Origin of the sequence: Halorussus marinus (assembly GCF_004765795.1) — an archaeon.
In the GTDB taxonomy this organism is placed as follows: domain Archaea; phylum Halobacteriota; class Halobacteria; order Halobacteriales; family Haladaptataceae; genus Halorussus; species Halorussus marinus.
Genome location: NZ_SBIV01000002.1, coordinates 36,553 through 54,222, shown reverse-complemented (window position 1 = coordinate 54,222; position 17,670 = coordinate 36,553). Strand labels below are relative to the sequence as shown.

Below are 17,670 nucleotides of genomic sequence, written 5' to 3'. Positions count from 1 at the left end.
GGTGTGAGCGTTAAAAGGCTACGGGAGCGAGCGGGCGGCTCCGAGCCGACCCCGGTCTGCCACAGCGTTTTGACCGCGCGGCCCGTATCGCCGGGCGTGACCGACGACACCCCTTCGCTGTCGCCCGAGGAGCTGTACGACACGCTCGCTCGCGGCGATCCCGTCCACCTGCTCGACGTCCGAAATCGCGACGAGTTCGAGGCGTGGCGGATCGCGGGCGAGACCGTCACGGCGACGCAGGTCCCCTACTCGGAGTTCGCCGCCGCGAAGGCCCGCGGCGAGATCGACGAGTTCGCGGCCGACCTCGACCTCGACTCGCCGGTGATCGCGGTCTGTCCCCGCGGCGAGGTCAGCGCGACCGTCGCCGACCACCTCCGGGCGGCGGGGATCGACGCCCGGAACCTCGCCGGCGGGATGCACGGCTGGGCCCGGGTGTACGTCGCCAGCCAACTCCCGGCGGCGTCCGCGGACGCGACGGTCGTCCAGTACGACCGACCGGCGAGCGGCTGTCTGTCGTACCTCGTCGTCTCCGGCGGGGCGGCCGCGGTCGTCGACCCGCTCCGGGCGTTCGCCGACCGATACGTCGCGGACGCCGAGGCTCGGGGCGCCGCGGTGACCCACGCCGTCGACACCCACGTCCACGCCGACCACCTCTCGGGCGTTCGGACGCTCGCCGAACGCGACGGCGTCGAGGCGGTTCTCCCGGCGGGCGCCCGCGACCGGGGGTTGGCGTTCGACGCGCGCTTGCTGGCTGAGGGCGACGAGCTCCGGTTCGGCGACGCGACCCTCACCGCGCTCCACGCCCCGGGCCACACCACTGAGCTCACCGCGCTCAGACTCGGCGACGCGATCTTCACCGGCGACGCGCTGTTTCTCGACGGGTTCGGCCGCCCGGACCTCGAACGCGGCGCCGACGGCGCCGCCGACCTCGCCGAATCGCTGTACGACACCCTCCGGGATCGACTGTTCGCGCTCCCCGACGAGACGGTGGTCGCGCCGGGCCACCGATCGCCCGACGCGCCGGTCGATTCTGGGGAGGCCCACGCCGCGGCGCTCTCGACGGTTCGGGAGCGGATCTCGCTGGCCGCCGACCGCGAGGCGTTCGTCTCGCGGGTGACCGACTCGCTTCCGCCCCGACCCGCCAACTACGAGCGGATCATTCCGGCGAACCTCGGGACCGAGCGCGTCGACGACGAGGCGGCGTTCGAACTCGAACTCGGGCCCAACAACTGCGCGGTCACCCCGGACTGAGACCGGCGAACCGCGACCGCAATCCCTTCATTCTCGCGGGCCGTTCCGGAGGTATGGAACTCGACCCGGACGAGCTGTCCTCGCTCTACCGGACGCTGGCCGGTGCGGTGGTCCCGCGCCCGATCGCGTGGGTCAGCACGACCACCTCCGACGGCGTCGACAACCTCGCGCCGTACAGCTTCTTCAACGTCGTATCGGTCGCGCCGCCGGTGGTGATGTTCGCCCCGGTGAACGACGACGACGCCCCGGAGGGGCTCAAAGACACGCCCCGGAACGTCCGGGCGACCGAGGAGTTCGTCGTCAACGTCGTCACCGAACCGCTCGCCGAGTCGATGAACGCCACGAGCGCGACCCTCCCCGCCGGCGAGAGCGAGTTCGACGACACCGGCCTCGCGCGGGCCGACTCCCGAACGGTGACGCCCCCGCGGGTGGCCGAAACTGACGTGGCCTTCGAGTGTTCGCTGTACGAGATGGTCGCCGTGGGCGACTCGACGATGATTCTCGGCGAAGTCGAGTGGGTCCACGTCGCCGACGAGGTGACGACCGACGGCAAACTCGACACCACGAAGCTCGACGCGGTGGGGCGGCTCTCGGGGAGCCGCTACACGACGATCGAGGACCAGTTCGCGCTGGAGCGACCCCCGTAAGCATGACCGGAGCCGACGCCGTCGACCGATCCGACCCCGTGACCGTCTCGCGCCTCGCCGACGACCTCCGGTCGCTCGGTGTTCGTGAGGACGACACCCTGCTGGTCCACTCGTCGCTGTCCTCGCTCGGGTGGGTCCCCGGGGGCGCTCGGGCGGTCGTCGACGCGCTGTTTGACGCCGTCTCAGCGGCGGGGACGCTGGTGATGCCGACTCACTCGCCCCAGTACGCGGACCCGACCGACTGGGAGAACTCGACGGCTCCCGACGGCGCGTCCGGCGGGATCCGGACCTCGATGGCGCCGTACCGCCCCGACGTGTCGCCGACCCGCGGGATGGGCGCGATCCCCGAGTCGTTCCGGTCGTCGCCCGGCGTCGTCCGGAGTCGCCACCCCATCTACTCGTTCGCGGCGCGAGGCGCGGACGCAGACGCCGTCGTCGCCGACCACGCCTACGACGGCGGACTCGGGGAAAAATCGCCGCTCGCGGCGGTGTACGACCGCGGTGGGTCGGTGCTACTGCTCGGGGTCGGTCACGACAGCGACACCTCGCTCCACCTCGCCGAGCACCGCGCGCGGTTCGACCAGACGGTGTTGAGCGACGGCGCGCCCGTCCTGCTCGACGGCGAGCGAGCGTGGATCGAGTTCGAGCGCCCCGACTACGACGGCGGCGACTTCGCGGACCTCGGTCGGGCGTTCGAGCGCGATCGGCCGGACGCGGTCGCTCGCGGGCGAGTGGGCCACGCCGAGGCGCGACTTCTCGACCAGCGCCCGCTGGTCGAGTACGCGGTCGAGTGGTTCGAGAGAACTCGTCGGTGATCAGTCGTCGTCGGCCGCGGGCGCCTCGCTGGCCGCCGCCTCGTCGTCGATGCTCGGCGGGTACTTCCCGCGGTCGAGCACCAGATCGCTCTGCGGGCGGGCCATGCAGGTCAGCGCGTACGACTCGGCCTCCTCGTCGGTCAGTCCCCGGGCCGCGGGCTGGGTCACCTCTCCCTCGACGATCTCGGCCGAACACGCCAGACACATCCCGACCCGACAGGAGTACTCCTGGGCGATGCCCTCCTCGATACAGCGGCTCAGGATCGTCTCGGTGTCCGAGACCTCGACGGTCTCGCCCGTCCCGGCGAACTCGACGGTGTAGTCGGCCATACCTCGGAGTAGACAACTCCGACACTTCACTCTTTATTCCCGGCGACCGCGTCGCGTCGGCTCGCGCCCGACAGATTCCAAATTCCGCGTATAAAGAGTTTTGCCCCCTGCGTCTCGTAGCCGAAGGTATGGCTACTCACGAGCACGACGTCGTCGTCGTCGGCGCGGGAACGGCCGGCTGTTACGCCGCCGCCACCGCCAGCGACGCGGGCTACGATGTCGTCGTCGTCGAGCGGAAGGACGAGGAGGAGGCGGGCCACATCGCCTGCGGCGACGCGCTCAAGGGCGCCGACGCCTTTCCCGAGGCCATCCCGAAGTCCCAGTTGGCGTCGTCGTTCACCAACACCGACGTCGACCACGGCCGGTTCGAGATCCCACAGGAGGACACCGTCCTCGAGATCCCGGTGCCGGGCGAACTCGCGGTCATCGACCGGTGGGAGTACGGTCGGTCGATCATCGAGGGTGCCGAACGCGCCGGCGTCGAGTTCCACTACGACACGGTCGTCAAAGACGTGACCCAGCGCGAGGACGGTCGGGTCACGGGCGTCCGGGGCAAACGCGACGGGAGCGTCCAGCGGTACAACGCCGACGTGGTGGTCGACGCCGCCGGCTCGCTGTCGATCCTCCAGGACAAGGCCGACCTCGACCAGAGCACGTTCGACACCAACGTCACCTACTCGCAGTTCTGCTCGGCCTACCGCGAGATCGTCGAAGTCGAGGAGCCGGTCGAGTGGTCGGACGCGCTGGTGTTCAAGCCGACCGAACGGGCGGCGGGCTACCTCTGGTACTTCCCGCGGACCGAGACCGAGATCAACGCCGGGCTCGGCTTCCAGATGAACGAGGAGCCGATGCACCTCGTCGACGACCTCAAGCGCGACCTCCGCAATCGGCCGGAGTTCGCGGGCGCGACGGTCGAGGACAAACTCGGGGCGGCGCTCCCGACCCGCCGGCCCTACGACTCGGCGGTCGCGCCCGGGTTCGTGGCGGTCGGCGACGCGGCCGGCCACGTCAACCCCACTACCGGCGGCGGGATCGCGGGCGCGGCCTACGCCGGCAAGTACGCCGCCGAGGCCGCGATCGACGCGATCGAGGACGGCGACGTCGGCGAGGACGCCCTCTGGGAGTACAACGAGCGCGTCATGGACCACTTCGGCGCGCGCTACGCCGGCCTCGACGTGTACAACGTCTTCTCGACCGCGGTCGACGTTGACGACCTCATGGGACTGCTCGGCGCGCTCCCCTCCGACAAGCTCGCCGAGGCGCTCTACTCGGGCAGCGCCAACGTCGGCTGGTGGCTCAAGGTCCAGACCGCGATCAAGTCCATCGGCCACTGGGACCTGATCTACGACCTCTACAAGACCAAGCGCCACGCCGACGACCTCATCGACCACTATCGGGACTACCCCTCCTCGCCGGACCGGCTCTCGGGGTGGCAGGCCCGCCGGGACGCGATCATGGACGACATCTACGCGACGACCGGCGCCGAGCCTAAATACTAACGACCTTTTGCTGCGGGCGGCGCCTGAACGCGCCGCCCTTGCAAAAGCTCGATCAAAAACACGGCGTCACCGCCTCCCTCCCGCCCTCGCTTCGCTCGGGCGTTCGGTCGACGGTTCCTTGGTCCGCTCGCTCACTCCGTTCGCTCGCGGTGCGACTGCAGGTACTCAACGGCGGTTAGTCAGGCTGCTTCGAGAGTCGCTACTCCCGCTGCTCTCGCAGCGTCCCGATATGGTTCTCGATACGCTCTAGGGCCGCGTCCGCGTCCATATACCCCTGTTCGTACTCGCTAAACACCGTATCCGTCTCGCGGAGGAACTCGTCTACTGCGTCTTCGATGTCGCTCATACGTCCACGAATGTGAGTCGCCGAGAAAGGTCTGATGGAGTCGCGCCGCCTCGACAGTCCACAGTTGCTCCAGCAATCGCACCGCGAGCGAGGGCGAAGCCCGAGCGAGCGGACCAAGCGACGACCAGAGTGAGCGCAGCGAACGTCGGGAGGAGCGCCGGTTTTTGATCGAGCTTTTGCAAGGGCGCGGCGCTCGTGCCGCGCCCGCAGCAAAAGGTCGGGCGGAAAGAGATTTACCGGGGGAGTTCGACCACCCGCTCATGAGCGACTGGGAGTGCGCCATCGACGGTTGCGGCGAGGAGTTCGACGACGTCGAGGAAGCCATCGTCCACCAGACGACCGACCACAAGCGCCGCGAGTGCAAGGTGTGCGGGTCGGTCGTCCCCGACGGCTACTTCGCGATCCGGCACGCGTTCAACGAGCACTCGCGAGCGGAGTACGTCCGGGCCTACGGCGCGAGCGCGGCGGAGGTCCGCCAGCGCGAGCGCGCACGCGACGCCATCGAAGACGCGGCCGACCTCCAGCAGGTCGTGAACCGCCTCGACGAGGTGACCGGCGGGCTCTGACTCCGGTCGGCTCCGGCCGCGCCCGACTCGGGCGAGCGCCACCCTTTTTACCGTACGGCGGCGAACGGACACCCATGTACGTCCGGGACGCGAAAAACAGGGAGGAGGTCTGGCTGCTCGACCACATCGAGGAGATGGGGCTGGACGAAACCGCGTTCCGCTCGCGAGACTACGTGGTCGCCATCGACGAGGCGTCGGGCGAGAAGGCCGGGTTCGGCCGCATCCGCATCCACAAGACCGACGAGGGCGAGTTCTGTGAGCTCACCAGCATCGGCGTGCTGGACTCGTGGCGCCGGCAGGGCGTCGGCGCCCACGTCGTCGAGCGACTGGTCGAACACGCCCGCGATCAGTCGTTCGAGACCGTCTACTCGCTGACGAGCGCGACCGACTACCTCGCGCAGTTCGGCTTCGAGGGCGCCGATGCCGCCGACCTCCCCGATCGGCTCGTCGAGCGCCTCGAAACCAAACGCGAGAACCTCGACCCCGACGCAGTCGGGATGCGTCTCGCCGTCGCGGAGTTCGAGATGCCCGACCGGCTCCGCGAGCGGTTCAAGGGCGCCCAGCCGACCGACGACGACGGCGAGCCCGAGGAGTCGGCCGAGGACTTCGGCATCGACCCCGACTCCGCGACCTACAAGTACGACACCGGCGGGTGACCGCCCCGCCGGAGCCCACACATTCTTTCCGTCCGCGCCCCTCGGTCCGGCCATGCGCGAACACGCCGACGACCCGCCGATCGAGGAACGGATCGGGAACCCGCTCCGGGAGGCCGACCAGACCGTCGCGGTCGCGGAGTCGTGTACCGGCGGCCTGATCGGCTCGCTGTTGACCGACGTGGCCGGATCGAGCGACTACTTCGACCGGAGTCTCGTCACCTACTCGTACGACGCCAAGCGCCAGCACCTCGGCGTCTCTCGTGAGAGCCTCGACGAGTCCGGGGCGGTCAGCGAGCCGGTCGCCCGCCAGATGGCCCGCGGGGTCCGGGACGTGGCCGACGCGACGTGGGGCGTCGCCACCACCGGGATCGCCGGGCCGACCGGCGGGACCGACGAGAAGCCGGTCGGGACCGTGTTCGTCGGCGTGGCGTACGCCGCCGACTGGGGCACCCAGGAGTCGTTCGCGACCGTCTCGCGCTACGAGTTCGACGGCGACCGCCGGGCGATCAAAGAACAGATCGCCCGCCGGGCGCTCGAGGACCTCCGCGCCGAACTCCGATAGGGAAAACCTTGTCACCCCTCCGGCGAAGGCATCGGACATGCCCCCGCGACGCGACGACGAGGCGACGGAGGTCCGACCATGAACAAGGAGGGACACGTCCTGAACGCGGTGCTTTTGAGCATCGGACTCGGGTACATCATCTACCCGGCGGGCGACGTGCCGACGTTCCGGATGATCGCCGAGGTGTCGGTGCCAGTCGTGCTCGGCGCGCTGTTCCCGGACGTCGACACCGCGTTCGGCAAGCACCGCAAGACGCTCCACAACCTCCCGGTGTTGGCGGTCATCGCGGCCTACCCCGTCTACTTCGGTAATCTCCACTACGTCTGGATCGGCGTCGCCACCCACTACGTCCTCGACGTGATCGGGAGCAAGCGCGGTATCGCCCTCTTTTACCCGTACTCGAAGGAGTACAACCTCCCGGTCGGCGTCGCGGTCTCCAGCGACCGGGCGACCGCGGTGACCGTCGCGGTCACCGGTCTCGAACTCGCGGCCATCGCGGCGGTCGTCCACCTCGACGTGCCGGTTCAGGACATCACGACCGTCGTCGCCGGACTCGTCTGATCGCCGCGACGGACCCGCGGCGGCTCAGTAGACGCCCTCGAAGCGACCGTCGTACACGATGTGATCGGGGTGGGTGGGTTCGGTCCCCGAGAGGAACAGCCGATCGATCTTCTTCCAGGAGTTCTCCCACCCGAGGTGGGCGAACTCCGCGGCACACCGGAGCCGGTGGCCCAGTCCCGTCCGGTGGACCACCCGGCGTTCGACGCCGTCTCTGAGCGCGTCGACGAGCGCCCGCGCCGAGTCGACCCGGCGGTCGAACTCGACCCACGCCTCGCCGATCGTCCGCCGGAGGTGGGCGTACGAGGAGGTGTACGCCGGGAGGTCGTACTCCCGAGCCAGCCCGCGGGCCCGCCGGTCGTGGTGTCGCCAGTGTTTGGGGTTGTACGCCTCGACCGCGTCGATCCGGTCGCGGTAGGCCGCCAGATCACCGGCGTCGAGACCGACCGTGAGAAACTCCGGGTGCGGGACCAGCACCGCGGCGTCCTGACGGTCGAACTCCGCCATCGCGTCGCCGAGCGAGATGAAGTCGGGCACCGGCTCCTCGAGCCCGAGCGCGAGGACGTGCTTGCGGTTGCGCCACGACCCGGTAAAGACTTCCCGGCCCGGGACGACGAGCAGGTCCTCGTCGGAGAACCGCCGGGCGCGCTCGCGGACGTCGGGGAGCCGGGTGAAGTGTGGCGCGTACGCTATCGCGTCGAGCCCGCGGGCTTTCGCCCGCTCGACGACGCCTTCGTCGAGCACCTTGACGTGCAAGTCCACCCGAAACGGGTCGGCCTCCGTCACGTCATCTCGTTTCGACACTTCGGTGATAACGATTCTGATTCGTGGAGTAAACTCCCCGCCGGTAGTCGACTGTGGTAGCAAGCCCTATCAATCCGGGCACCAACTCGACGGTATGGGAGGCGCAGACACGACGCTCCGACCGTTCCTGTGGCGCGCGGCCAACCTCTACCCCGACACCGAGATCGTCTCGCGCACCAACCGCGGGATCGAGCGCTACGACTACGCGACCTTCGAGGACCGCACCGCCCGCCTGGCGAACGCCCTCGACGCCGCCGGGATCGAGTCCGGCGAACGGGTCGCGACCTTCTGCTGGAACCACCACCGCCACTTCGAGACGTACTTCGGCGTGCCGAACTCGGGCCGACAGCTCCACACGATCAACCCCCTGCTTCCCGACCACCACATCGAGCACATCGTCGAGAACGCCGACGACCGACTCATCTTCGTCGACGCCTCGCTGGTCGAAAAGCTCGAAGGCGCGGCCGACTCGGCGGCGTTCGACGGCGTCGAGCAGTTCGTCGTGATGGACGAGGAGGTGCCCGACACCGACCTCGCGCCCGTGACCGACTACGAGTCGTTCGTCGGCGACGAGTCGACCGACTACGACTGGCCGAGCCTGTCGGGCGACACGCCCGCCGGGATGTGTTACACCTCCGGCACCACCGGCGACCCGAAGGGCGTCGAGTACACCCAGCAGATGCTGTGGGGCCACACGATGGCGTCGCTGACCCCGCAGGGACTCCAGTTCGACGAGTCGGACGTCATCATGCCGGTCGTCCCGATGTTCCACGTCAACGCGTGGGGGATGCCGTACTCGGCGACCGCCGCCGGCGCCACCCACGTCTACCCCGGCCCGTCGCCGGACCCCGCCGATCTGGCCGACCTCATCGAGTCCGAAGGGGTCACCTTCACCGCGGGCGTCCCGACGGTGTGGCTCGGACTGCTGGAGTACCTCGAAGACAACGACGCCGACATCTCGTCGCTCGAAACCATCGTCATCGGCGGGAGCGCCGCCCCGAAGTCGGTCATCCGGCGGTTCGACGAGGAGTACGACGTCGAGGTGCTCCACGCGTGGGGGATGACCGAGACCGCGCCGATCGGCAGCGTCTCCCACCTCAAAGACGGCATGGAGGAGTGGGACGCCGACAGCCGGTACGACAAGCAGGGCAAACAGGGGCTCATCGTGCCCGGCCTCGAGTTCAAAGTCGTCGACGACGACGGCACGGAGGTGCCGTGGAACGGCGAGGACTTCGGCGAACTCTACATCAAGGGGCCGTGGGTCACCCAGTCGTACTTCAAACGGCCCGAGGCCAACGAGGAGGACTTCGAGGGCGAGTGGCTCAAGACCGGTGACGTCGTGACCGTCGACGAGGACGGCTACATCAACATCGTCGACCGCGCCAAAGACGTGATCAAGAGCGGCGGCGAGTGGATCTCCTCGCTCGAACTCGAGAACGCGCTGATGGCCCACGACGACGTGGCGGAGGCGACCGTCGTCGGCGTCCCCCACGAGCGCTGGCAGGAGCGGCCGGTCGCGTTCGTCGTCCCGACCGCGGGCACCGATCAGGAGACGCTCAAAGACGAGCTACTGGCCGCGATCAGCGAGGAGTACCCCCGGTGGTGGGCGCCCGACGAGGTCGTGTTCATCGAGGAGGTCCCCAAGACCGCGACCGGCAAGTTCGACAAGAAGGTGTTGCGCGACCAGTACGACGACCACTCGCTCGTCGACGGGGCGGTCCCCGAGGAGGCGGCCCCCGACGAGGAGTCCGAGTAGCCCCGAGCTATTTCACGTCGCGGTCCCTTCGTCCGGTATGGAGTTGCTCTCCGCGGACGTCGTTCCGGAGTACGCCCGAGACGTCAAACAGGAGGCCCGCGAGTTCGCCGACGAACACGTCGCGCCCAACGCCGAGGAGTGCTTCCGGGCGGGCGAGTACCCGTGGGACGTGCTGGAGGCCGGCCGGGACGCCGGCCTCGTCGCACAGGACATCGGCGAGGAGTACGGCGGCCGGGGCCTCGACGTCGTCGAGATGCTCGCGGTCGCCGAGGAGTGGTTCCGGGCCGACGCGGGGATCGCGCTGTCGCTCCAGCTCGCGAGCTTCGGCGCCGAGATCGTCGAGAAGTACGGCACCGACGAGCAAAAAGAGGCGTACCTCCGGCCGGTCGCAGAGGGCGACCAGCTCACGGGACTGGCGGTCTCCGAGCCCGAAACCGGGAGCGACCTCTCGGGGATGGAGACGACCGCCGAGAAAGACGAGGACGCCGACGAGTGGGTCCTGAACGGCGAGAAGTACTGGATCGGCAACGGCGTCGAGGGCGACTGGCTCACCGTCTACGCCCGGACCGGCGAGGACCCCGACAACCGCTACGGCAACCACTCGCTTTTCATCGTCCCGACCGACGCCGACGGGTACGACGCCGAGCACATCCCCGAGAAGATGGGGATGCGCGCGAGCAAGCAGGCCCACATCGTCTTCGACGACTGCCGGATCCCGGCCGACAACCTCGTCGGCCACGAGGGCGCCGGGTTCATGATGCTCGCCGAGTTCTTCAACTTCGGTCGCGTGGTCGTCTCGGGCCACGGGCTCGGGCTCGCGGCGGCCGCCATCGAGGAGGCGTGGTCGTTCGTCCACGACCGCGAGCAGTTCGGCCGCACCATCGCTGACTTCCAGGCGGTCCAGCACGGCCTCGCCGACATGCAGATCGAGTTCGAGTCCGCCCGCGCGCTGGCCTACCGGGCCGCCCAGAAGGTCCGGGACGGCGAGAACGCCGGTCGGTGGGCCGCGATGAGCAAGGTGAAGGCGACCGAGACCGCGACCGACTGCGCCGAGCAGGGGATGCAGTTCCACGGCGGACGCTCGATCCTGACCGACCGCCGGATCGCACGGGTGTATCGGGACGTTCGCATCCCGGTTATCTACGAGGGCGCAAACGAGATCCAGCGAAACCTCGTGTATCGGCAGTCCTGAGACTTTTGTCGGTGGGGTGTGAGGTCCCTGCCATGCGCGCAGTCTGTTTCGACCTCGACGGAACGCTCGTCGAACTCCCGGCGGACTTCGAGTCGGTCTTCGAAACCGCCCTCTCGGACGCGGGCGTGACCCCCGACTCCGACTACCACGAGTACTACACTGAGGTCTTCTTCGAGTACCTCGAGGAGTGTCACCCCGAACCCACCCGGGCGGCGATGGCTGACCTCTGCGAGGAGTTCAACTTCGTGGCCGACTTCGACGAGCTCGCGTCGGCCTACGTCGATCGGGAGGTCGACGCCGCCCAGCCCCGGCCGGGCGCCCGCGAGGCGCTCGACGCCCTCGACTGCCCGACGGGCGTGCTGACCAACGGCTCCGAGCGGGTCCAGCGCCGGAAGCTCGACCGGTACGGCCTCGCCGATCGGCTCGACGCGGTCGTGGTTTCGGGCGACGTTGGCGCGGCCAAGCCCGACCCCGAGATCTTCGCGGCGGCCAGAGACGAACTGTCGGCCGACGAGTACGCCTTCGTCGCCGACGACCTCGAACGCGACGTGCTCCCGGCGCAGGCCGCCGGCTTCGCCGGCATCTACCTCGCCGAGGACCCCGACGACGGCGCAGATCGAGCCGACGCCGTCGTCGAGTCGCTCCGTGAGGTCCCGGAAGTGCTCGATCGAGTGTAACAGCAGTTGGTGATACGGTTTTATTTAGTCTGCAGTTCGTGAATGACTCCGTGGTTTTGCTCGATACGTGGTGCGGATTGAGCAATGAAAGTAAAATGGCGCCCATGGTTCAGACAGTTACGGTGTTCCCACATGGTTGTGACGGTGGTAGAGGTAGATAAGTGAGATGAGCGACCCGAGTGGCCCAAGGAAGACGAGATAGTAGAACGGCGTTGGTGTCCACGAGGAAACTGCTCGGACGTATTCTCGGTCAAAGTGAACTGCTATCGGAGTAAGAAAGATTAGTCCGATAATCACTACGCTGGTTACGTTAAGAGCGGTTTCAACAAATTGGACTGCTGTCTGCGTGTCGGCCAGAGAGGCAATGCTATTGCCGAGTAACCCAATTCCGACTCCAACAAGAGCGCCAATAATATAGATAAGTCCATTCAGTAGAAGGATGTACCACCAGTTGCCAGAAACGTCTGGCTCCCGTCTTTGGCGGTGCGACCCTTGATGTACTTGCTCGCCATTCATCAGAGAGTCGGGATACAACGGTCATTCATATAAACTCTATCTGTGAGTGGTATACCACCCCTACCAATTGAAATGTTCAATACACGCTCTGCATCTATCCGGGGTTACACTGGAAGTTCTGAATAAGAAAATGTAATACTATCGACTGGTATTTTTCACCAGCCAGCGCAGATTCGAAACTCTATGGGGACGTAGAGGCCACACCGCGAGCGAACGTACCGTGAGCGAGCGGACCAAGGAACCGTCGAACGAGCGCCGCAGGCGCTCGTGAGGCGGTGACGGCGTCTGCGTGAGCAAAGCGAACGCAGGCTCGGGAGAGCGAAGCTCTCCCGGCGGTTTTCACGAACGTTTTGCAAGGGCGCGGCGCTCGTGCCGCGCCCACAGCAAAAGGTTCTACTGGAACATCCGAAGCGGCTGGGCCTGCGAGCTCTCGTCGGGGTCGGCCTCCTGCATCCGCTGGGCGAGTTGCTCTTTCTGATCGCTGATCTCCTCGGCGCGGTCGACGAGGTCCTCGGTCGCGACCTCGACGCCGGTCAGCGGCGCGATGCCGTTCTCGATCAGGATGTGGGCGGCCTCCGGGTCCGGGAACTGCGGGTCGCTCTCGACGACCAGTCCCACCGCGTCGAACCCGCGGACGCCGGCCTCGTGGAGGAGCGCGCCGGTCGGGCCGCTGACGGCGCCGCGCTCGCTCGGGCGGCCGATGTCGTTGTCGTCGAGCCGTCCGGCCCCGTCGCCGGTGGCGACCCCGTACAGCGACGGAACGCGGTCGGCCTCCTTCTCGCGGGGGAGCCCGCTCATGTAGATCGGCGTGGCGTCGTTGTCGTCGAGCCACTCCGTGACGCAGTTCGCGAAGTCCGCGGCCGCCGAGGCCGAGACTGGCACGTCGCTCTGGAGCGCGAGCAGGTCCCGGTCGGCGTCGGCGTACACCCGGACCGGCGGGCGGACCTCGCGGCTCCCCGACTCGTAGACCGAGATGCGCGGCAGGCCCTCACACTCCAGACTGGCGTAGTAGGTCATATCGAGCGTCTCGACGAGGTGGTCGGTCGCGAGCTTGCCGACCAGCCCGACGCCCGGCAGTCCTTCGACCATCGTCGGGCTGTCGAGATCGACGTCCTCATCGTGTACGGTGACGTGCGCCATACCGGCCCATTGGACCAGCGAGCGCATAAAGGAGGGGGCCGGCTCGCTGGCGCGCCGCACGGACGGCGCGGTCGAGCGGGCTATCGGTTCACGAGCTCGTAGGGGTCGGCCCCCTCGGGGAGCGGAGAGTCGTACTCCGCGTCGGCGGTGCGGTCCTCGAACTCCGCCCGGGCCTCGGCCAGCAGTTCGTCGTCGTCGAGCAGGTCGTACAGCGTTCCGGCGATCACCTTCGCGGCGAACTCCATCCCGCCGGTGCCCAGATCCGCGCCCGCCGCGACCGCCTGCCACGAGTGAGCCGGCGTGCCGACCGGCCACGTCGCCGCCTGGAACCGACCGAGCGGGACGTTCCACGACACGTCGCCTGAGTCGGTCGAGTACGACCCCGTCACGCCCTCGTCGACGGCGTCGATCGGTTGGGTGAACATCGCGGCGTCGTCGGCCTCCTCGCGGCGGTCTTCGGGGAGCTGTGCGAGCGCGCCGTCGACGTCGCCGAGCGTCTCCCGGAGCTCCGCGGCGAACGCGGCCTGCTCGTCGTCGAGGGGAAACTCCGCGTCCGCCATGTTCTCCCGGATGGCGTCCCCGAGCGCGTGATTGGGGAGGACGCCGTACATCCCGCTGGTCTTGGTGGTTTCGAGGTCGGTCTGGGTCATCAGGGCCGCGCCCTCGGCGACGTCCCGAACCCACTCGCTGATGCGTTCGACCTGTTCGCGCTCGGGCGCCCGGACCAGATACTCGACGCTGGCCTGGGGCGGGACCACGTTTGCGGCGTCGCCGCCCTCGGTGATCACGTAGTGGATCCGGGCGGCGTCGGGGACGTGTTCGCGCATGTACTCGACGCCCGTGTTGAGCAACTGGACCGCGTCGAGCGCCGACCGGCCCGCCTCCGGGGCGGCCGCGGCGTGGGAGGACTCGCCCTCGAAGGCGAACTCGAAGGAGTCGACCGCGAGACACGACCCCTTCCCGGGGGCGTTGTACCAGCCGGGATGCCACGAGACGACCGCGTCGACGTCGTCGAACGCGCCGTCCCGGACCATGTACACCTTGCCGCCGCCGGCCTCCTCGGCTGGCGTGCCGAAGAAGACGACGCTCCCCGAGAGGTCCCCGCGCTCGATGGCGCGCTTGACCGCGAGCGCGCCGCCGAGGCTCCCGACGCCGAAGAGGTTGTGACCACAGCCGTGGCCCGGCTCGCCCTCCTCGATCGGCTCGCGCTCGGCGGTCGGCCGCTGGCTCAGACCGGGGAGCGCGTCGAACTCGCCCATCGTCCCCACCACGGGGTCCTCGTCGCCGTAGCGGGCGACGAACGCGGTCTCGATGCCGCCGACGCCCGCCTCCACGTCGAAGCCCTCCTCGCGGAGCACCGACTGGAGGCGCTCGCTCGACTCGGTCTCCTGCAGGGCGACCTCCGGAGTCTCCCAGATCTCTCGGGAGACCGAACGGAGTCGCTCGCGTTCGGATTCGATCGTCTCGAACAGCTCTCGCTTTGGCATGCGTTAGCTCTGTCCGAGCGTCGACAAAAGCGTTCGCCCACCGGCAGGCGGGACCCGGCAGCGGACGGAGAACGGGGCCGATCTCAGAACAGCGCGTCGTCTTCGGGGAGTATCTCGGCGGGACCGCCGGCCTCCCAGACCATCGTCTCGACGCCGCAGTCGGCGACGACGTCCTCGACGCGGTCGACGTGGTCGGCGGTCGTGTTGACGTAGACGCTCGCGCCCGTGTCGGTCGAGAAGTACACCGGCACGCCCTCTTCTCGGAGTTCGCGCACGGCGTCGAAGATCTCGATGGTCTCGGGCTTCCAGTACACCCACCCGGAGGGCCCGGTCATCGTGGTCGCCGCCAGCGACAGCGAGTCGTGCTCGGCGGTCTCGAACACCCGGTCGAAGTCGCCGGCCCGGAGCGCGTCCCGGACCGTCGCGAGCTGGTCGTGGATGTGGGCGAGTCGGGCCTCGAACATGTGGCTGTCGGCGGCCTCGCGGTGGGCGTGTTCGGTCTCTTTGTACGCCGGCACCAGCCCCGCGACGATGCGGAGGTCGTCTTCGAGCGGCGAGTCGAGGCGCTCGGACCGGCAGTCCTCGTCGTTGAGCCCGGCGTGGAGGTCCGAGAACCCGCCGGTGACCGCGCGGGCCGCCGACGACGACCCCCGGCGCGCGATGGTCGAGATCTCGGGGAGCGTGAGATCGAGGTCGGCCGCCTCGGCGAGCGCCCGCGCCGCGGCCGCGAACCCCGACGACGACGAGCCGAGCCCGACGTTCGACGGGAAGGAGTTTTCGCTCTCCAGCCGGACCGGGTAGTCGGCGTGGTCGGCCTCGGCGAGCTCGCGAACCCGAGCGACGACGCTCGCGACCCGGTCGGCCTCGTGGTCGGCCAGTTGCTCGCCGCCGACGACGAAGGTGTCGCCGTCGAGGTCGGGGTCGAACTCGACGGTGGTCTTCGTGTGGCTCGGTGCGGTGCAGACGCTGATCGAGTCGTGGTACGGGAGCCTGAGCTGCTCGTCGCGCATCCCGTGGTACTTGACGAGGCCCTGGATCGGGTGGGCCTTCGCGGTCGCCTTCATGCGTGGACAGGTGTGGGGTCGGCGGTTAAAACTCTCGGAACGTCGGTCGGGAGCGAACGGCGGTTAGTGAGCGTGTTCGAATGGCGGTTGGTGTTGTTATTCTCACACTCCAGTCGAAGTGACGCTCGGCTCGTTTCCTCGCGTTCGGAACGATCGTTCGACGTTCGAGACGGACCCGGTCGCTCGGCGTTCCAAACGGACCTCTCGACGCCGCGTCTCGGGGCCGACGAACAAGATTCAAACCGCGCCCACCCCACCACGACAGTATGGGAACGCCACTCGACACGCGCGAGGCGCAGGTCGAGGAGGTCCTCGACCGCCTCTACGACGCCTACCCCGACTCGACCATCTCGCTGAACTTCTCGAACCGGCTCGAACTCCTCGTCGCCGTGATCCTCTCGGCGCAGTGTACAGACGAGCGCGTGAACAAGGAGACCGCCCATCTGTTCGAGAAGTACGGGACGGTCGAGGACTACGCGAACGCCGACGTCGACGAGCTCTCGGAAGACCTCAATTCGATCACCTACCACAACAGCAAGGCCGACTACATCAAGACCTCGGCCCAGCTGATGCTCGACGAGCACGACGGCGAGGTCCCGGACACGATGGACGAGCTCACCGACCTCAAGGGCGTCGGGCGCAAGACCGCCAACGTCGTCCTCCAGCACGGCCACGACGTCGTCGAGGGCGTCGTGGTCGACACCCACGTCCAGCGTATCTCCCGACGGCTCGGCATCACCGACGAAGAACGACCGGAGGCCATCGAGCGGGACCTGATGGAGATCGTCCCGGAAGACGACTGGCAACAGTACACCCACCTGTTCATCAGCCACGGTCGGGCGACCTGCACCGCGCGCAACCCCGACTGCGCCGACTGCGTCCTCGAAGACATCTGTCCGTCCTCGAAGCTCGACGGCGACGTCGACCTCGCCAGCGGCGAGAAGTGGGCGTAGGCCGCCCGGGCCGTCTCGCTCGACTTGGCCCCTCGTCGGGCACACGCTATTTGTACCGGCGGCTCGTTAGCGTAGCGCCACACATGGGGAAGACAACGATCCGGGAGTATCTCGTCGTCGGCGTCCTGTCGTTCGCTTCGGCGGGGCTCGCGGTCGTCGTCCGCGAGGTCACCGGCGAGTGGCCGGGCGCGATCGGGCCGTGGATCGTCGGCGCGTTCGCGCTCGTCGGGGTCGCCTTCATGGGCGCGTACCTGAACGGTCGCACCGGCGGCCCGACTCCGTCCTGACGCCGCGGTCGCTCGCGGACGACGAGAAAGGCGGGGCGAGGAGCTCTCACCCGTACAGCACGTACTCGTTGAGGTAGCGGGCCACGCCCACGATCCACGCCAGCAACCAGAACACCACGTAGCCGGCGACGCCCATCCGGAGGCGGGCGCGCCACGCGCCCATGTTCTCGTGGAGTTCGTCGATGTCGACGTCCGTCTCGGGGTCCTCGTAGAGGTCGTGGCGGTGTTTGACCTGAAAGATGCGGACGATGCCGGTCAGCGCGAGGACGAGCATCGCGTACGCCTGGAGGCCGAGGAAGACGTGGAGCGCGGTCAACCCCCCGACCTGATTCAGAAAGCGGGGCGCCATCCAGGTCACGACGGGGACCGTCGTCAGCGTCAGGCCCACCGCGATGTACTTGAGGTGGTGGACCAGCACGTCCCACGTCACCGTCTCCTGATTCAGGATGTACCACGCGCCGTAGAGGTAAAACGGGAGACTCGCGGTGACGAGGATGGCGACGGCGCTCGCAACTATCGCGTCGCTGACCATGCGCGGCGGTTAGGAGCGAGCGCGGTTAAGCG

General features: G+C 68.2%; 20 protein-coding genes. 13 read left to right on the top strand and 7 right to left on the bottom strand.

The window, feature by feature from the left end; translation table 11 throughout:
* The first annotated feature begins 117 nt into the window (after positions 1 to 117).
* From EPY72_RS04190 to EPY72_RS04180, 3 genes are read left to right on the top strand one after another with little or no spacing between them, the layout of a single operon-like run.
* Positions 118 to 1,251 (top strand): MBL fold metallo-hydrolase, encoded by a 1,134-nt coding sequence (locus EPY72_RS04190; protein WP_135805936.1) that lies wholly within the window; start codon positions 118 to 120, stop codon positions 1,249 to 1,251.
* Positions 1,252 to 1,304: 53 nt separating this feature from the next.
* Entirely contained in the window at positions 1,305 to 1,898 is a 594-nt protein-coding gene (locus EPY72_RS04185; protein WP_134669167.1) for a flavin reductase family protein, read from the top strand.
* A gap of 2 nt (positions 1,899 to 1,900) precedes the next feature.
* Entirely contained in the window at positions 1,901 to 2,713 is an 813-nt protein-coding gene (locus EPY72_RS04180) for an AAC(3) family N-acetyltransferase (protein WP_135805667.1), read from the top strand.
* On the opposite strand, the gene EPY72_RS04175 is transcribed toward EPY72_RS04180, so the two are convergent.
* Positions 2,714 to 3,043 carry a 2Fe-2S iron-sulfur cluster-binding protein gene (locus EPY72_RS04175; protein WP_134669163.1) on the bottom strand — a complete coding sequence of 110 codons (330 nt, stop codon included), beginning with the start codon at positions 3,041 to 3,043 and terminating at the stop codon, positions 2,714 to 2,716.
* A 128-nt stretch (positions 3,044 to 3,171) separates the two neighbouring features.
* Here EPY72_RS04175 and EPY72_RS04170 point away from each other — a divergent pair, with 128 nt between their 5' ends.
* Complete coding sequence (locus EPY72_RS04170; protein WP_135805666.1) at positions 3,172 to 4,542, top strand: geranylgeranyl reductase family protein; 1,371 nt, start codon at positions 3,172 to 3,174, stop codon at positions 4,540 to 4,542.
* Between the two features lie 199 nt (positions 4,543 to 4,741).
* Here EPY72_RS04170 and EPY72_RS19215 read toward each other — a convergent pair whose 3' ends face one another.
* Positions 4,742 to 4,888: a hypothetical protein gene (locus EPY72_RS19215; protein ID WP_167599397.1), complete on the bottom strand. Its 147-nt coding sequence runs from the start codon at positions 4,886 to 4,888 to the stop codon at positions 4,742 to 4,744.
* A gap of 260 nt (positions 4,889 to 5,148) precedes the next feature.
* Here EPY72_RS19215 and EPY72_RS04165 point away from each other — a divergent pair, with 260 nt between their 5' ends.
* From EPY72_RS04165 to EPY72_RS04150, 4 genes are all read left to right on the top strand, one after another.
* Entirely contained in the window at positions 5,149 to 5,454 is a 306-nt protein-coding gene (locus tag EPY72_RS04165; RefSeq protein ID WP_134669159.1) for a DUF7565 family protein, read from the top strand.
* Positions 5,455 to 5,528: 74 nt separating this feature from the next.
* Positions 5,529 to 6,110: a GNAT family N-acetyltransferase gene (locus EPY72_RS04160; RefSeq protein WP_135805665.1), complete on the top strand. Its 582-nt coding sequence runs from the start codon at positions 5,529 to 5,531 to the stop codon at positions 6,108 to 6,110.
* 52 nt (positions 6,111 to 6,162) lie between these two features.
* The gene (locus tag EPY72_RS04155) at positions 6,163 to 6,672 is read left to right on the top strand and encodes a CinA family protein (protein ID WP_135805664.1); all 510 of its coding nucleotides are present in this window, start codon (positions 6,163 to 6,165) and stop codon (positions 6,670 to 6,672) included.
* Between the two features lie 78 nt (positions 6,673 to 6,750).
* Positions 6,751 to 7,233 carry a metal-dependent hydrolase gene (locus EPY72_RS04150; protein WP_134669153.1) on the top strand — a complete coding sequence of 161 codons (483 nt, stop codon included), beginning with the start codon at positions 6,751 to 6,753 and terminating at the stop codon, positions 7,231 to 7,233.
* A gap of 24 nt (positions 7,234 to 7,257) precedes the next feature.
* Here EPY72_RS04150 and EPY72_RS04145 read toward each other — a convergent pair whose 3' ends face one another.
* Entirely contained in the window at positions 7,258 to 7,986 is a 729-nt protein-coding gene (locus EPY72_RS04145) for a PHP-associated domain-containing protein (RefSeq protein WP_134669674.1), read from the bottom strand.
* A gap of 142 nt (positions 7,987 to 8,128) precedes the next feature.
* On the opposite strand from EPY72_RS04145, the gene EPY72_RS04140 reads away from it, so the two are divergent.
* From EPY72_RS04140 to EPY72_RS04130, 3 genes are read left to right on the top strand one after another with little or no spacing between them, the layout of a single operon-like run.
* A complete protein-coding gene (locus EPY72_RS04140; RefSeq protein ID WP_134669151.1) occupies positions 8,129 to 9,790 on the top strand; it encodes a long-chain fatty acid--CoA ligase in 1,662 nt (553 codons plus the stop codon).
* A 37-nt stretch (positions 9,791 to 9,827) separates the two neighbouring features.
* Entirely contained in the window at positions 9,828 to 10,982 is a 1,155-nt protein-coding gene (locus EPY72_RS04135) for an acyl-CoA dehydrogenase family protein (protein ID WP_134669149.1), read from the top strand.
* A gap of 32 nt (positions 10,983 to 11,014) precedes the next feature.
* Positions 11,015 to 11,659, top strand: a complete 645-nt coding sequence (locus tag EPY72_RS04130) for an HAD family hydrolase (RefSeq protein WP_135805663.1) — start codon at positions 11,015 to 11,017, stop codon at positions 11,657 to 11,659.
* A gap of 909 nt (positions 11,660 to 12,568) precedes the next feature.
* Here EPY72_RS04130 and EPY72_RS04125 read toward each other — a convergent pair.
* The 3 genes from EPY72_RS04125 to mvaD form a co-directional block, all read right to left on the bottom strand.
* On the bottom strand, positions 12,569 to 13,315 hold the full coding sequence (locus EPY72_RS04125; RefSeq protein ID WP_134669143.1) for a proteasome assembly chaperone family protein: 747 nt from the start codon (positions 13,313 to 13,315) through the stop codon (positions 12,569 to 12,571).
* 80 nt (positions 13,316 to 13,395) lie between these two features.
* A complete protein-coding gene (locus tag EPY72_RS04120; RefSeq protein ID WP_135805662.1) occupies positions 13,396 to 14,802 on the bottom strand; it encodes an amidohydrolase in 1,407 nt (468 codons plus the stop codon).
* Between the two features lie 83 nt (positions 14,803 to 14,885).
* Positions 14,886 to 15,866 carry a phosphomevalonate decarboxylase MvaD gene (mvaD, locus tag EPY72_RS04115; RefSeq protein WP_135805661.1) on the bottom strand — a complete coding sequence of 327 codons (981 nt, stop codon included), beginning with the start codon at positions 15,864 to 15,866 and terminating at the stop codon, positions 14,886 to 14,888.
* A gap of 266 nt (positions 15,867 to 16,132) precedes the next feature.
* Between mvaD and nth the strand changes: the two genes are divergently transcribed.
* Complete coding sequence (nth, locus tag EPY72_RS04110; RefSeq protein WP_135805660.1) at positions 16,133 to 16,819, top strand: endonuclease III; 687 nt, start codon at positions 16,133 to 16,135, stop codon at positions 16,817 to 16,819.
* A gap of 83 nt (positions 16,820 to 16,902) precedes the next feature.
* The gene (locus EPY72_RS04105) at positions 16,903 to 17,106 is read left to right on the top strand and encodes a hypothetical protein (RefSeq protein ID WP_135805659.1); all 204 of its coding nucleotides are present in this window, start codon (positions 16,903 to 16,905) and stop codon (positions 17,104 to 17,106) included.
* Between the two features lie 46 nt (positions 17,107 to 17,152).
* Here EPY72_RS04105 and EPY72_RS04100 read toward each other — a convergent pair whose 3' ends face one another.
* A complete protein-coding gene (locus EPY72_RS04100) occupies positions 17,153 to 17,638 on the bottom strand; it encodes a DUF7321 family protein (protein WP_135805658.1) in 486 nt (161 codons plus the stop codon).
* Between the last annotated feature and the right edge of the window lie 32 nt (positions 17,639 to 17,670).

Excerpts from the sequence above, each read along its gene's own strand:
- EPY72_RS04185 (WP_134669167.1), top strand. The coding sequence starts at position 1,305 with ATGGAACTCGACCCGGACGAGCTGTCCTCGCTCTACCGGACGCTGGCC.
- EPY72_RS04180 (WP_135805667.1), top strand. The coding sequence starts at position 1,901 with ATGACCGGAGCCGACGCCGTCGACCGATCCGACCCCGTGACCGTCTCG.
- EPY72_RS04175 (WP_134669163.1), bottom strand. The coding sequence starts at position 3,043 with ATGGCCGACTACACCGTCGAGTTCGCCGGGACGGGCGAGACCGTCGAG.
- EPY72_RS04170 (WP_135805666.1), top strand. The coding sequence starts at position 3,172 with ATGGCTACTCACGAGCACGACGTCGTCGTCGTCGGCGCGGGAACGGCC.
- EPY72_RS19215 (WP_167599397.1), bottom strand. The coding sequence starts at position 4,888 with ATGAGCGACATCGAAGACGCAGTAGACGAGTTCCTCCGCGAGACGGAT.
- EPY72_RS04165 (WP_134669159.1), top strand. The coding sequence starts at position 5,149 with ATGAGCGACTGGGAGTGCGCCATCGACGGTTGCGGCGAGGAGTTCGAC.
- EPY72_RS04160 (WP_135805665.1), top strand. The coding sequence starts at position 5,529 with ATGTACGTCCGGGACGCGAAAAACAGGGAGGAGGTCTGGCTGCTCGAC.
- EPY72_RS04155 (WP_135805664.1), top strand. The coding sequence starts at position 6,163 with ATGCGCGAACACGCCGACGACCCGCCGATCGAGGAACGGATCGGGAAC.
- EPY72_RS04150 (WP_134669153.1), top strand. The coding sequence starts at position 6,751 with ATGAACAAGGAGGGACACGTCCTGAACGCGGTGCTTTTGAGCATCGGA.
- EPY72_RS04140 (WP_134669151.1), top strand. The coding sequence starts at position 8,129 with ATGGGAGGCGCAGACACGACGCTCCGACCGTTCCTGTGGCGCGCGGCC.
- EPY72_RS04135 (WP_134669149.1), top strand. The coding sequence starts at position 9,828 with ATGGAGTTGCTCTCCGCGGACGTCGTTCCGGAGTACGCCCGAGACGTC.
- EPY72_RS04130 (WP_135805663.1), top strand. The coding sequence starts at position 11,015 with ATGCGCGCAGTCTGTTTCGACCTCGACGGAACGCTCGTCGAACTCCCG.
- EPY72_RS04125 (WP_134669143.1), bottom strand. The coding sequence starts at position 13,315 with ATGGCGCACGTCACCGTACACGATGAGGACGTCGATCTCGACAGCCCG.
- EPY72_RS04120 (WP_135805662.1), bottom strand. The coding sequence starts at position 14,802 with ATGCCAAAGCGAGAGCTGTTCGAGACGATCGAATCCGAACGCGAGCGA.
- mvaD (WP_135805661.1), bottom strand. The coding sequence starts at position 15,866 with ATGAAGGCGACCGCGAAGGCCCACCCGATCCAGGGCCTCGTCAAGTAC.
- nth (WP_135805660.1), top strand. The coding sequence starts at position 16,133 with ATGGGAACGCCACTCGACACGCGCGAGGCGCAGGTCGAGGAGGTCCTC.
- EPY72_RS04105 (WP_135805659.1), top strand. The coding sequence starts at position 16,903 with ATGGGGAAGACAACGATCCGGGAGTATCTCGTCGTCGGCGTCCTGTCG.
- EPY72_RS04100 (WP_135805658.1), bottom strand. The coding sequence starts at position 17,638 with ATGGTCAGCGACGCGATAGTTGCGAGCGCCGTCGCCATCCTCGTCACC.